Below are 13,393 nucleotides of genomic sequence, written 5' to 3'. Positions count from 1 at the left end.
ATGAGTAACGATTCTTCCCTCTCCAAGTCACAGCAACAATTGTTAAAACAATTTAAAAAGCAAATTTCCAACCCTCAATCCAGCGGGGTTGCCAAACAGGCTGAGTCAAAAAAAACTCAGGTTGCTGTTGAAGAGTTGGAAGATACCGAGCTTTTTAAAAAAGCACTGGTCGGTGTAAAACCTATCGCCAATGATAATATTGCCAATACCAAAACCACCCGCAGCAAAAAGGTGGATGCCCAGACATTGGCAAAACGGGCCGCGGCTGAGGGTTCTGCCGAACAGGAACATACTGAGATTTCAGATACCCAGGCCATCCTGAATCCTGTTGCAAGCCAAGCTGCTTTAAGCTATCGGATTGCAACCTTGCAGCATAAAGTTTTTGAGGATTTAAAAGCAGGCAAAATACGCTGGTTTGAGGCAGTGGATTTACATGGATGTACCGTTGAGCAGGCACGGTCAGCCGTTTTGCAAATTATCCAGATCGCAAAAGATGAAAATCAAAATGTCATTAAAATTGTGCATGGCAAAGGTCCAGAAGCGATTTTAAAAACCTATGTCAATGGTTGGCTCAGACAACACCGTGATGTATTGGCTTTTGTCAGTGCACCTGAAAATCAGGGCGGTACAGGTGCTGTTTTGGTGCTGCTTAAACGTGCTGAAAAAAATCCAAAGTACAATCAGTAATCGGCAATTGCATCAAAACTCAATTTTTTAATCGTTTTCTGATACAATTGCCGTTTTGTTCAATCCACCTAAGTGAACATTGTTATGTCTATGCAGCAATCGTACGCAAATATCTTAACTGCCGTTGGTGAGGATTTAAATCGCCCAGGCCTAAAAGATACGCCCATGCGTGCGGCTAAAGCTTTTTCTTTTTTAACTTCTGGCTATAGCAAAACGCTTGAGGAAGTGACCAATAGTGCGGTTTTCCCATCCGATAACCATGAAATGGTATTGGTCAAAAATATCGAGTTCTATTCATTGTGTGAACACCATCTGCTGCCTTTCTATGGCCGTGTGCACATTGCTTATTTACCAGAAGGTCAGGTTCTCGGTTTATCCAAGTTTGCCCGCATTACTGAAATGTTTGCCCGTCGTTTGCAAATTCAGGAAAATTTGACCCAACAAATTGCAGAAGCAGTTACTGAAGTGACTCAGGCACGTGGTGTTGCTGTAGTGATTGATTCAGCGCATATGTGCATGATGATGCGAGGTGTTGGCAAGCAGGAATCCACCACCCGTACTGTTTCGTTTATTGGTGATTTTAAGACGGACAAGGAAGCTCGCCGTGAGTTTTTAAGTGCGGTTCCTGAAAGTTATTAACTTCCATATACAACCAAGCTTGCTCTAAGCTTGGTTGTACTAGTTCACTTTATTGATTTAATATAGTCACTTTGACTACCATCCCAATAACAATATAAGCAGTGTCCATTTTGGAAGCTATGCTCACAATTTATATAATTATATAGAATATGTGAACATTCTGGACAAAGTTCCGTCATCATTGAAGCATTCTTATAATATTGACTTAGGCACTCTTCACAGATAACTATTTCTTTCTGCATAATGGTTTACCTACTTTATATTCCCTTATACTAAACAATTAAATATCATTCCTACCAATCCTATGACATCACCTATTAACTCTCAAGCAATATTATTATCGTACTCAAATTTGAATATAGATGAAGCCAGTATTGACTACCCTCGTCCTGATCGCCTAGTTAAAGGCAACCCAGAACGCCTGACTTATAGCCTATATGAACATCCACACATGAGCTGTGGAATTTGGCAATGTGAGGTCGGGGCATGGAATATTGTATTTGCTGACAATAAACAGGAATTTTTTCAGGTGATTGAGGGTACTGTACGTATCCATGATGCACAAACCGATACGTTTATTGAAGTGGCTGCTGGAAATGCAGGTATTATTCCACCTGCATTTATTGGCACATTTGAAGTACTTGAAGCAGTTAAAAAGTATTATGTGATTGTAGAGGTTTGATCAATTCCGAATGCCTTGATCAAATGCTTTTCAAGTCTTAGAAAAACCAGGCATAACCCAGTCCAAATTTCGTCCAATTCTTATGGTCTTGCTGTTCAAAATCCCAATTTAATCGCAGGGCGTTGTTTGAGTTAAAGCTATATTGAAGCTGTGTGCCCACTCTTAAATTCCATTGGTTTTGATCCTGCCAATATGGCAATTCAATTTGCACCACACTATTCATGTGATCTGACCATTGATTCATACAGCCTACAGTTGGCCCCAGTCCAGCACGCCAACCTTTATCCAGAGAACGCCCACCTTGTAGATGTCCCTGTAATTGGGCATAACAGAGATGTTGACGATCATAATCTGCCAGACTATATCCCGCCTGCATATTCAGGTTAACCGCTCCATGCTGCTGTTCTTCATTAAATTGCCCATTATCGATTGCTTCCTGTTTCCAGCCAAAATTAAAGCCCCATGTCAATGGTGGTTTAAACGGTTGAATCGGATTATAAGAATTTACAGACAATAGGTCTAAATGTTCAAGCTTGAGTTGGTCATCACGATATTGAAGTCCACCATCTAGAAATAGCAGTTGTGTTCCCAAGCGGTAGCCGCCCTGTGGGTCAATCAAGTCGTGATAGGCCTGACGATGACCTATTTCCACAAAACTTTTTCCCTGCACCTCTCCCGCATTGACAGAAACATTACGGGCATGATGTCCCTCAACAGGTTGCATTCTTGGTCGTACAGGTTCATGACGCTGCTTATCTACATCAATCTGACTCCGTTCAGCCAGAAGTTGCCGTAACTGCGGCTGGGCAAAGTCAGCATCCACTTTACGACTGATATACTGCAAATATAAATCGTCATACGCCATTTCCAGAATTTTTGCCTGATCCTGAACACTATACGGATTTAAAGCTGCTGAAACTTGCTCTGCTGGCAAAAAAGCTATCTTATGGGCAACTTTTGCCAAAGCTGTACCATGTTGCTTGGCTTGGGAAAGAAGTTGGGTTTCCAGTGCTGGGCGATAAACCACATCCTTAACAAGATTTTGCTGATCGACAGCCTTTAAGGTTTCAATGGGAATGGCTGCATAATTAAACTGTTTTTTTAAGTTTAGGCTTGGGCGAACCAGATCAATCAATCCCAGCAAACGATAGGCACAGTTATCACTGGCAAAATAATAGGGAAAACTGACATGCTGCATTTCCCAGATATGCTCGACCAGAAAACGTGTTTCATCAGGTGTTAGGTTTAGCTCATACTCCCACAAGTCACGGCTTTCAAAGTCACCATATTCTTTCACCTTGCGATAATATGGCATCAAGGAATATTCACCTGGATATTGCCCTGTTAATCCTTTCCATGCATAAGACCAGTTATCTTCACCACTTACCGTTGCCGCATAGTTTACCGCATAGGACACCAGATTCAGCTGTTTTTGATCTTTTGGGTCTAAACGCAACAAGGTATGCCCAAACATTGAACTTGGATTGCCCATAAAATCTGTTGCATAAATCAAGGTTGCTTTATACGGTTTGATTTGATTCATCCATTGGTCAAATTCAGGACAATGAGCTACTGGAAGTTACTGTGGATCAATCCTGAGTTGCTGTATCAACCAACGACTCCGCGCGGGGAATTTACAGCGAATCGACTGGTTATCAGGTGCTGAAATAAATAGGGCTTGAATATCAGCCTGTAATTCATGCTTTAAATTTGTTTGGCCATCTTCAGCGTAGAAATAACCTTTATATACCACCTCGCTTTTTTTTGCCTGATCTGCATACATCAACCGCTGCCAAGTGACCTGTTGATCAAGTTGTTGCTGTTCAGCGTGGTTGAGGTAATTCTGGATATGGGGTTCAATGGCAGCATGTGTAAAATTACACATCAAGGCAGTCATCGCGCAGGTAACTAATTTCATTCAGCAACAAATATTTTAGGAATCATTAAAATTGAGTATAAGAAAACCCTGCCATCAGGACAGGGTTTTCTTGGTTCAACACATTAAACGTAAGCTTTAAGAACTGAATCTTTCGCCATTACACTTTGTAAAGAGTCTAAAACCTGAAGTGTATTCTTGTTTTTGCTTGAGTAGATTTCAGCAAAGTTGGCTTTTGAAACAGCAAAGAAGCGCGCCTTGTCTGTTGGTTTAATTTGCATGAGTTCAGCAAGTACATTTAAGCTTTCGCCCTGACCGACCGCCATATCACGCGCTAAAGATTCAGCATTTTCATTGGTAAAGGTCACGACCTGGGCAGTGACTGTACCACCCTGACGGCACCCTAAAGTACCAAATGTAATCCCAAGCAATTGGTTGGTAAAAATACCATTGGTTGTTGCAGCAAGAATTTTAGGCGCAACACCTTTTTGTCCCGCCCAAATTTGTGTACCAGCACCGCAACCAACATCATTATCAGCCATTGCTACACTTGATCCAGCTGCCAATAAAGCTGCCAATGCAATTTTTTTCAACATAGGAATGATCTCCAGTCCATTATTTTTTGATATTTGTTATCACTATTGTGTGGTGTAGTTTCACTTACACTTAAATTAAAATAGCGGGCTTAGTTTGTTTTAGCAAATAAAATTTGAAATAAATCTGAAATATTCATAACAAAGATGAATCAATCAAAAATCGCTGGGAACAGATGAAGCATTTTTGCCTAATGCAATCGCCAAGTCCCATTTTGATCACGCTCACCCAGTATTTTTAAGACCAGAACCAAGCTTAACAATAACAGTAAATACCAGGAACCAAGTTTCCCCCAGCCGACCATATGCCATGCATCAACCTGACTTGGATAAAGCCAGATTTTATAGAAAGTACTGATATTCTCAGCAATCCAGATCAGGAATGCGAGTATCAGCAAAATCGGCAGCATAGGAACCTTGAAACGATGTTGGGCGAGTTGAAAATATAATTTTGTTTTCCAGAAAATCACCACACTCCAGATAAATAATCCCATACGAATATCAGGAATAAAGAATTTGGTCATGAAATTTAAATAAGACAAAACTGCCAGGCACAACATATTGCCAAACTGGGGGAGATTTTCAAAAGACACCTGATACAGGCGGAGTGACCTTGCAAAAAAGCTGCCGACCGCAGAATACATAAAACCCGCAAATAGTGGCACCGTCAGCAACTTGAATATTGCAGGCTGAGGATATTGCCATGATGCAATCGCAGGATGAGTCAGAAAAATCTCCATCCCCATCGCCATAATATGGAATAAGGCAATGACCTTGGCTTCATCCCAGGATTCAAGTTTTAAATACAGCAGGCAAATCTGGATAATCAGCGCATAAAACAACAAATAGTCATAACGGTAAAAACCGTAATATTCCTGGCTTCCCATCGGTGCAGTCATTGCAAAAGCAATTAAAAGCAGCAATCCAAATAAGGCAGCCGAAGCTGCCCTACTGATAAAATTGAGTGGTAATACAATCAACTGCACGAAACTGATCCTAGCTGGTTTAGCCTTGAAATACCTTTTAAATATCAGCCTAGATATTTCGCGCTATATTCATGTACGGTATCCACAAAAATCTTTGGTTGGGCTGGATCGACCCATTGGGTAATACCATGCCCTAAATTAGCGATATAACCTGTTTTTTCACCATTGCGATAGGCATCATCCAGCATGGCTTTAACTGCTTTTTCAATGGATGCCGTCGAACCATAAAGCGTAGCTGGATCAAGATTCCCCTGCAAGGCGGCTCGTCCAGCAACCACATCTCTTGCAGTATAAAGTGGCGTTGTCCAGTCCAGTCCAAATGCATCTGCACCTGTTGTCAGCATTGCTTCCAACCATTGACCACCACCTTTGGTAAAGACAATAATCGGAATACGGCGACCATCTTTTTCACGCTGAAGCCCAGCAATGATTTTGGTCATATAGTTCAATGAAAATTCAACATATTCCCGATGTGCCAGCGCCCCGCCCCAGCTATCAAAAATCTGGATGGCCTGTGCACCCGCATCAATCTGTGCATTGAGATAATCAATCACTGAATCTGCTAAATGATCAAGCAAGGCATGTAGAACTTCTGGCTGTGCATACATCATATTCTTGGTAAAGCGGAACTCCTTGCTGGAACCGCCTTCCACCATATAGGTCGCCAAAGTCCATGGGCTTCCAGAAAAACCGATTAAAGGCACTTGCCCGCCTAAAGCAGATCGAATGGTCGACACAGCATTCATGACATAGGCCAGGTCAGACTTGGCATTGAGTTTCGGTAGATTCGCAACATCTTGTTCAGTGCGTACTGTTTTATGAAACTTTGGCCCTTCCCCCGCCTCAAAATACAATCCCAACCCCAGTGCATCAGGGACGGTTAAAATATCAGAAAATAGAATTGCGGCATCCAGTTCGTAACGGCGTAAAGGTTGCAAAGTGACTTCACAGGCAAATTCTGTATTTTTACATAGAGATAAGAAATCCCCCGCCTGCGCACGGGTTTCTCGGTATTCTGGTAAATAACGCCCTGCCTGACGCATCATCCATACAGGTGTGGTGTCTACAGGTTCACGTAATAAAGCTCGTAAAAAACGATCATTTTTCAACGTTGTCATTACCAATCTCTAAATTCTTTCATGTGGAACGCATCATAACAAAGTTAGCTTGGAATTTATAATTTCAATTCCATACAAACATTACACCTTTAAACAAAAATTTCGCTTTGACACAAAACTGCTACTGCAAGCTCCATTATTTTCTGTAATACTTGCAACATCTTATATCCCAATATGAATAATTCTTAAGGTTAAATTGCATGTTTGTACGCTCATTACTCGCTGTGAGTTTAAGTTCTATTCTTATCAATGTTGCTTTAGCTGCACCTACAACTGAGCAACCTTTAAATCCCAAAAAAATTTCAACCTCAGTTGAAGATCCAATTGATCCTTTAGCAATTGATGTTGCGTCATCTTCAAGTGCGGTCGCGCAGGCAGCCTCAGAACCACAGGCAGACACACAGGCGGCGGCTTCTGAACCACAACCCAATAATGCCGCCTCAACCGTTTCCCAGAATCTGGAAAAGGCTCCAGATTCAGCAGCAACATCCAAATCAGTGCCTACAGGCTGGAATCTAGACTCGCTTAATAATGCCGAGTGGTCTGAAAATATGCCAAAAGGCCAATACCCTGCCTATGCACGTGCCCATGTCATGTTGAACAATGCACATGCCTCACCAGGTGCGATTGATGGTGCCAATGGTAAAAACACGCTGAAAGCGATTGCGTCATTCCAGCAAATGAATGGCATCACCCCAACAGGTGAACTCACCAAGGAAACATGGGATGCACTGGTTTCCCAGCAAACTAAACCAGCCTATGTTGAATACACCACAACCGATGCTGATTTTAAAGGTCCGTATGCAGACTCAATCCCATCAGATTATGCGCTGCAAGCCAAAATGAAAGGCCTTTACTACACACGTGTGACAGAAATGCTCGGTGAAAAGTTTCACATGGATGAAAAATTCCTGAGACAGTTAAACCCAACCGCAACATTCAAAAAACCAGGTGAAAAAATCGTTGTTGCCAATGTGCGTAACGACTTGCCTGAAGACATTCATTTAATTGTGGCACATAAAGGCGCAAAACAGCTTTATCTGTTTAATAGCCGTAACCAGATGATTGCATCATTTCCTGCGACAATTGGTAGTTCTGACACGCCTTCTCCAACAGGTACCTATAAAGTGGTAGGTGTTGCGAAAAACCCATACTACAGCTACTCACCGTCAAACTTTGTTCAGGGGAAAAACCTTAAGCCACTGACCTTGCCGCCTGGTCCCAACGCACCTGTGGGCAATATCTGGATTGGTTTAAGTAAAAAATCATTTGGTATTCATGGTACGCCAAACCCATCATTAATTTCCAAGACCGCCTCACATGGTTGTATCCGTTTAACCAACTGGGATGCCAATGACTTGGGGAATAAAGTCCGTTCAGGTGTAACCGTAAAATTCCTTGAATAATTTCAGGGTTATTCCAAGTAAATTAAAACCGAATATTATTCACTAATATTCGGTTTTTTTAATCGCCAAGTTTTATTCAACAATAGGCAATGGTTGATAATAGATTTGATTACGACCTAACTGCTTGGCCCGATATAATGCCTTGTCCGCGGTCTGAATCAGGAAATCCTGACTAATTTTAGGATTACCATTAAAAACCGTAATACCCAAACTAATGGTGACATAGTTAGAGACCAGTGATTTCTCATGTACAATCATTAATCGGTCAATGGCGCGGTAAATATTGGTTGCAACCGCATAGGCACCTTGGGCAGAAGTCTCAGGTAACAGCACCACAAACTCCTCTCCCCCATAACGTGCAATAAAATCCATATGGCGAATCGAACTTTTGATCGTTTTCGCGATTTCAGAAATCACCTGATCACCCATCTGATGACCATAAAAATCGTTGTAGTTTTTAAAATAATCAATATCAATAAACAGCACAGATAACGACGTGCTTTCCTTACATGCCAAGTTATAGTAATGGGTAAACATCTCCTCAAAAGTACGACGATTCGACACATTGGTCAGTTCATCATGCTGACTTAGATGGAGCAGTTCGGAGGCTTGTAAGCGTAAGATTTTCTCATCAATCTCAGATATTTTTGATTTTATAAAAATCCGTCGCTCTTTAGAAGTCAGCATCACACTGATGGAAAAACCGAGGAGCAGGCTTCCAATAAAGGTGCGACCTATCATCAAAAGGTCATAGGGAATATTTAAAAAATAAAGAAAAAACAGGGTAACAATTGCCGCGAAAGAACCGATCCACAGCATATGCAAGGGTTTGATACCACTCAGGATAAAGCCCAGCATGTATAAGAAAGCAACCAGCACCATTGCCTGATTCTGCAACACCACATTAGAGACGCCGATCATCAACAATGAAGTCAGTACAATGGTAAAAAAAACAATCGTGCAGGCGGCTGGATAAAAGAAAATTCTTAGGTTTCTAAAACGGGAAAAGGCCCAGAATAAAAACAGTGCGGCCCCCACAACAATTAAGCTTAAAATGCTGTAGATAAAATCGAGGACAAAATGTGGACTTTCACGAAGAACAAAATAATTGGATGGCAAGATCAACAGTACGAAAATGGTATAGGTAATCACACCCTGACCAAAAAACTGAATGGCATTGACACGTGTTCGGTCAATATTGAATGCCCAAAACTCATCCTCCAACTTTTTAGGGAGTAGGGTCTGCTGGTTATTTGATTTAAAATGCTGGGCAACAAGCTGCTCTAGATCTTCTTTTGACCTCCGTAATTGATCAAGATCATACTGGTTATCCATCCTCAATACTCTTTTTATAATGCACTATTCTTATGCCGCATAAAAATAACACAAAATCGCATTTTGTCATGTGCTTTGGTTAACCACTTATCCGTAATTGTAGTTACCATTTTCACACCATATGCATTATTATTTGTATTATTTTTAAGTTTGAAGTACGCCTTGAATACTCTTACACTTTTACAACCAGATGATTGGCACGCACACTTGCGTGATGGTTTAGCCCTAAAACGCACTGTACCTGATTTGGCAAAACAATTTGCACGCGCGATTTGTATGCCGAACCTTGTTCCACCAGTCAAAACTGTAGAAGAAGCTTTAGCATACCGCGAGCGTATTCTTGCCCATGTGCCAGAGGGACTCCATTTCGATCCACGTATGGTGCTGTATTTTACTGATCATACCCCTCCAGACGAAGTTCGTAAAATTAAAGACTCTGAATTTGTGAATGCCATCAAGCTTTATCCTGCTGGTGCCACCACAAATTCGGACAATGGTGTCAGCGATATCCGCAAGGTGTATGCGGTAATTGAACAGCTTGAAGAACATCAGGTGCCTTTACTATTACATGGTGAAGTGACGCACAACCATGTTGACATTTTTGACCGTGAGAAACGTTTCCTTGATGAAATCCTCTCACCACTACTCAAACAGTTTCCAAAATTAAAGGTGGTATTGGAACACATCACCACCAGCGATGCAGCCAATTTTGTGCTTGAGCAGGATCGCAATGTTGCCGCGACCATCACTCCACAACATTTATTGTTTAACCGTAATGATATGTTGGTTGGCGGGGTCAAGCCACATTTTTACTGCCTGCCGATTTTAAAGCGTCAAACTCATCAAACCACATTACTGGAAGTTGCAACCAGCGGTAATCCAAAATTCTTCCTAGGTACAGACAGTGCACCTCATGCGCAAAATGCCAAGGAAAATGCCTGTGGTTGTGCAGGTTGCTATAGTGCACCGAATGCGATTGAATTGTATGCTCAGGCATTTGACCAAGTAGGTAAATTAGAGCGCCTAGAGGGTTTTGCCAGCATATTCGGTGCTGACTTCTATGGTTTGCCACGCAATACCTCTACCATCACGCTAGTCAAGGAAGAAAATACCGTAGCTGAATCATTTGACTATCTTGATGGTCAGAAAATTATTCCACTTCATGCAGGAAAAACACTGCAATGGAGAAAAGTGTGACACAAGCAGAAAGTAAAGCTCCTGTAATTGCCCAGCGTTTTCGTGGATTCCTACCTGTTGTTGTTGATGTGGAGACAGCAGGTTTTAATGCACAAACCGATGCACTTCTGGAAATCGCATGTATTCCAATTGTCTATAATGAACAGGGGCAATTTGTTCCTGGACCATCATTTCATGCCCATATCAATCCTTTTGAGGGAGCGAACCTTGACCGTCGTTCTTTAGATTTTATTGGGATTGATCCATTTAACCCAATGCGTGTGGCAATGGCAGAAGACGAACGTGGTGCATTGAAACGTATTTTCAAATCATTGAACGAGGTTCGCAAGGCACAGCACTGTACCCATGCGGTTTTGGTCGGACACAATGCCCATTTTGATTTAGGTTTCTTGCAGGCGGCAATTGCCCGTACTGGAACAAAGAACCAGAATCCTTTTCATAGCTTCTCTGTGTTTGATACCGTAACACTCAGTGCGGTCATGTTTGGTCAAACTGTCTTGGCGCGAGCGTGTATTCAGGCGGGGATTGAGTTTGATGGTAAGGAGGCACATTCCGCCCTATACGATACCCAAAAGACGGCTGAACTGTTTTGTTATATTTTGAACAAACTGTCACCCCATCTTCTTGACACTTTGGTGACAGAACCCTAATATACACCCACCTCAAGAAGTCCCTATCGTCTAGAGGCCTAGGACATCGCCCTTTCACGGCGGTAACCGGGGTTCGAATCCCCGTAGGGACGCCAAATATTAAAAAGCCACTGCATCAATGAGACAGTGGCTTTTTTATTTTTCATCATTTACTTTAAAATTTAAAAAAGAACTCATTGTTATTCTTAGCTTATTTTCTATCCTCATCTTATAATGTGAATACTAAAACTTATTAGTTAAACAAGATATGCAGATACGTTTATTTCATTTGGAAAATTCACGCTCACAACGTATCATCTGGTTTTTGGAAGAACTGAATCTTGCTTATGAATTAATAATCAATCAGCATTCATATACAAATAACAGTAAAAACTCACCGCATCCATTATCAAAATTTCCTGCGATTGAAATCATAGATCAAGGACAAAGTTACGTTCTAGCAGAAACGGCTGCAATTATTGAATATTTATCATATTTCAATCCTAAATTGGGGCAGTCAGGATTAAGCGGACAACAATTACAACATTTTTATTATTGGAAAAATTACTGTGAAGCAACTTTAATACCCGATTTGTTGCTCAAACAAATCTTTAAACAGATTGTGCAACGAACTCCTTTACCAGTGCGCTTCGTTTCTAAATTTTTAAAATATGGCTTTGATCAAGGCTATTTAAACGCTTCATTACAGCGACAAATGTGTATGGTTGATGAGCATTTAAAAGATCATGTTTGGTTTGCTGGAGATCAATTAACGCTTGTCGATATATTAATGTGGTTTCCGTTATTGGCTTGCTCTCAAAATCTAAAGCAATTTGAGCATATCCAACGTTATCTCCAACAAATAGAAAACAGACCCGCCTTTAAAACTGCTCTCATTAAAGGACAATGGTCTGCTTCTACTTTCCAAACTTATTGGACAACAGCGTGGTAAACCAGCTTATGCTGATTTACGTGAATTCACCTGTCCTTTGATCACTGCCTTAATATTGCCTTTGGCATAATTGAGGAACACCAGTAAAGGAGATAATTTCGGATTCGGTTTTTTACCCTGACCAATTGCCTTAAATTGCGCTGCGTACCAGATAATTTCCATAATGGCCATTTTATCAACCATTGGAATACCTGTTTTAATCTGGTTTACGGCATAACGCACATCATTGCCTGCAATTAAGCGATCTGTTAAATCAGTCTCAACTGCCAATGGACGGGCAATACCGATAAAGTCACATGCACCACTTTCAAGTGCAGCATTCATACCTGCAACAGTACGAAAACCACCTGTTACCATCAACTTACACGATACATGCTGACGAATCTTTTCGGCAAACTCCAGAAAATAAGCCTCACGTGCAATGGTACTGGCTTTGCGTGATTCAGCTTTTGCACCCGCCATGGCAGGTGCTTCATAGGTTCCACCTGAGATTTCAATCAGGTCAATCCCTGCGGCATCAATTGCCTTGAATACGGTGATGACATCTTCCTCAGTAATCCCGCCACGCTGGAAATCAGCAGAATTGAGTTTGACTGAAATAATAAAGTTATCAGAGGTAGCAGCACGTACCGCCTTATAAATTTCTAGCAAAAAGCGGCTGCGATTCTCAATTGAACCGCCCCATTGATCAGTACGTTTATTGGTCAGTGGCGATAAAAACTGACTGATCAAATAACCATGTGCACCGTGTAACTGCACACCCTCGAAGCCTGCTTTTTCACAAATGGCTGCTGCCGTGGCAAAACGCTGGATAATATCCAGAATTTCTTCATGCTTTAGTTCACGCGGTGTGCCAAACATGGTGGCCAGCATTGGGCTAAATGGCACAGCCGAAGGTGCAACAGTTTCCTTATTCAAACCTTTTGGACATTGACGACCTGGATGTGACAATTGAATCAATTGTACCATTCCATATTTTTTACCCACTGCCGCCCACTGTTGTAATTTCGCCAGATCACGTTCAGTTTCCACTGCAACCACACCTGGCTCATTCTTGGCTGCGATGTTGACCATGACATTGCCTGTAATAGCACAACCTAAACCACCTTTTGCCCAAGCCTCATATAAGCCGATATGCAAATCATTCGGTTGCCCATCATGATTGGCAAGCGCTTCACTCATGGCACCTTTGATAATGCGGTTTTTAAATGTGGTGTTACGAATCTGGATACTGTCTGCAATCTGACTCATGGTCATCCTCTGCTACAATTAGAGTATTTACTCTAATTTAAT

General features: G+C 41.6%; 12 protein-coding genes, 1 tRNA gene and 1 pseudogene. 8 read left to right on the top strand and 6 right to left on the bottom strand.

Annotated elements, in window-relative coordinates; translation table 11 throughout:
* The 3 genes from N5J47_RS03485 to N5J47_RS03475 all read left to right on the top strand — a co-directional run bounded on the left by N5J47_RS03485 (nucleotide 1) and on the right by N5J47_RS03475 (nucleotide 2,008).
* Nucleotides 1–687, top strand: coding sequence for a Smr/MutS family protein (locus tag N5J47_RS03485; protein WP_279959211.1), 687 nt, complete (start codon nucleotides 1–3; stop codon nucleotides 685–687).
* A 90-nt stretch (nucleotides 688–777) separates the two neighbouring features.
* A complete protein-coding gene (gene folE, locus N5J47_RS03480; RefSeq protein ID WP_279959311.1) occupies nucleotides 778–1,326 on the top strand; it encodes a GTP cyclohydrolase I FolE in 549 nt (182 codons plus the stop codon).
* A gap of 304 nt (nucleotides 1,327–1,630) precedes the next feature.
* Complete coding sequence (locus N5J47_RS03475; protein WP_279959212.1) at nucleotides 1,631–2,008, top strand: cupin domain-containing protein; 378 nt, start codon at nucleotides 1,631–1,633, stop codon at nucleotides 2,006–2,008.
* Nucleotides 2,009–2,045: 37 nt separating this feature from the next.
* Here the strand turns inward: N5J47_RS03475 and N5J47_RS03470 are convergent.
* The 4 genes and pseudogenes from N5J47_RS03470 to hemE form a co-directional block, all read right to left on the bottom strand.
* Nucleotides 2,046–3,926, bottom strand: a pseudogene (locus N5J47_RS03470) (DUF4105 domain-containing protein).
* 83 nt (nucleotides 3,927–4,009) lie between these two features.
* The gene (locus N5J47_RS03465) at nucleotides 4,010–4,480 is read right to left on the bottom strand and encodes a DUF3015 family protein (RefSeq protein ID WP_267980918.1); all 471 of its coding nucleotides are present in this window, start codon (nucleotides 4,478–4,480) and stop codon (nucleotides 4,010–4,012) included.
* 188 nt (nucleotides 4,481–4,668) lie between these two features.
* Complete coding sequence (locus N5J47_RS03460) at nucleotides 4,669–5,463, bottom strand: DUF817 domain-containing protein (RefSeq protein ID WP_279959213.1); 795 nt, start codon at nucleotides 5,461–5,463, stop codon at nucleotides 4,669–4,671.
* Between the two features lie 44 nt (nucleotides 5,464–5,507).
* Nucleotides 5,508–6,581: a uroporphyrinogen decarboxylase gene (hemE, locus tag N5J47_RS03455; protein ID WP_279959214.1), complete on the bottom strand. Its 1,074-nt coding sequence runs from the start codon at nucleotides 6,579–6,581 to the stop codon at nucleotides 5,508–5,510.
* Between the two features lie 200 nt (nucleotides 6,582–6,781).
* Here hemE and N5J47_RS03450 point away from each other — a divergent pair, with 200 nt between their 5' ends.
* On the top strand, nucleotides 6,782–7,987 hold the full coding sequence (locus N5J47_RS03450; RefSeq protein ID WP_267980921.1) for a L,D-transpeptidase: 1,206 nt from the start codon (nucleotides 6,782–6,784) through the stop codon (nucleotides 7,985–7,987).
* Between the two features lie 72 nt (nucleotides 7,988–8,059).
* Here the strand turns inward: N5J47_RS03450 and N5J47_RS03445 are convergent, their stop codons facing one another.
* On the bottom strand, nucleotides 8,060–9,322 hold the full coding sequence (locus tag N5J47_RS03445; RefSeq protein WP_279959215.1) for a diguanylate cyclase: 1,263 nt from the start codon (nucleotides 9,320–9,322) through the stop codon (nucleotides 8,060–8,062).
* Nucleotides 9,323–9,484: 162 nt separating this feature from the next.
* Here N5J47_RS03445 and pyrC point away from each other — a divergent pair, with 162 nt between their 5' ends.
* From pyrC to N5J47_RS03425, 4 genes are all read left to right on the top strand, one after another.
* Nucleotides 9,485–10,519, top strand: coding sequence for a dihydroorotase (pyrC, locus tag N5J47_RS03440; protein ID WP_267980923.1), 1,035 nt, complete (start codon nucleotides 9,485–9,487; stop codon nucleotides 10,517–10,519).
* The gene (gene rnt / locus N5J47_RS03435) at nucleotides 10,504–11,169 is read left to right on the top strand and encodes a ribonuclease T (RefSeq protein ID WP_279959216.1); all 666 of its coding nucleotides are present in this window, start codon (nucleotides 10,504–10,506) and stop codon (nucleotides 11,167–11,169) included. The genes pyrC and rnt overlap by 16 nt, the downstream gene beginning before the upstream one ends.
* 19 nt (nucleotides 11,170–11,188) lie before the next feature.
* A tRNA-Glu gene (locus N5J47_RS03430) sits at nucleotides 11,189–11,264 on the top strand.
* Nucleotides 11,265–11,416: 152 nt separating this feature from the next.
* Entirely contained in the window at nucleotides 11,417–12,100 is a 684-nt protein-coding gene (locus tag N5J47_RS03425; RefSeq protein ID WP_279959217.1) for a glutathione S-transferase, read from the top strand.
* Nucleotides 12,101–12,106: 6 nt separating this feature from the next.
* Here N5J47_RS03425 and N5J47_RS03420 read toward each other — a convergent pair whose 3' ends face one another.
* A complete protein-coding gene (locus N5J47_RS03420; RefSeq protein ID WP_279959218.1) occupies nucleotides 12,107–13,351 on the bottom strand; it encodes an NADH:flavin oxidoreductase/NADH oxidase family protein in 1,245 nt (414 codons plus the stop codon).
* Nucleotides 13,352–13,393: the final 42 nt, after the last annotated feature.

The sequence above is a fragment of the Acinetobacter sp. GD03645 genome (assembly GCF_029845285.1).
In the GTDB taxonomy this organism is placed as follows: domain Bacteria; phylum Pseudomonadota; class Gammaproteobacteria; order Pseudomonadales; family Moraxellaceae; genus Acinetobacter; species Acinetobacter corruptisaponis.
Note: the sequence above shows the minus strand (reverse complement) of the source record. Positions and strands in the feature narration are given on the sequence as shown.

Coding starts and splice junctions, on each gene's coding strand:
- N5J47_RS03420 (WP_279959218.1), bottom strand. CDS start 13,351: ATGAGTCAGATTGCAGACAGTATCCAGATTCGTAACACCACATTTAAA.
- N5J47_RS03475 (WP_279959212.1), top strand. CDS start 1,631: ATGACATCACCTATTAACTCTCAAGCAATATTATTATCGTACTCAAAT.
- N5J47_RS03485 (WP_279959211.1), top strand. CDS start 1: ATGAGTAACGATTCTTCCCTCTCCAAGTCACAGCAACAATTGTTAAAA.
- hemE (WP_279959214.1), bottom strand. CDS start 6,581: ATGACAACGTTGAAAAATGATCGTTTTTTACGAGCTTTATTACGTGAA.
- N5J47_RS03465 (WP_267980918.1), bottom strand. CDS start 4,480: ATGTTGAAAAAAATTGCATTGGCAGCTTTATTGGCAGCTGGATCAAGT.
- folE (WP_279959311.1), top strand. CDS start 778: ATGCAGCAATCGTACGCAAATATCTTAACTGCCGTTGGTGAGGATTTA.
- N5J47_RS03425 (WP_279959217.1), top strand. CDS start 11,417: ATGCAGATACGTTTATTTCATTTGGAAAATTCACGCTCACAACGTATC.
- N5J47_RS03445 (WP_279959215.1), bottom strand. CDS start 9,322: ATGGATAACCAGTATGATCTTGATCAATTACGGAGGTCAAAAGAAGAT.
- N5J47_RS03450 (WP_267980921.1), top strand. CDS start 6,782: ATGTTTGTACGCTCATTACTCGCTGTGAGTTTAAGTTCTATTCTTATC.
- rnt (WP_279959216.1), top strand. CDS start 10,504: ATGGAGAAAAGTGTGACACAAGCAGAAAGTAAAGCTCCTGTAATTGCC.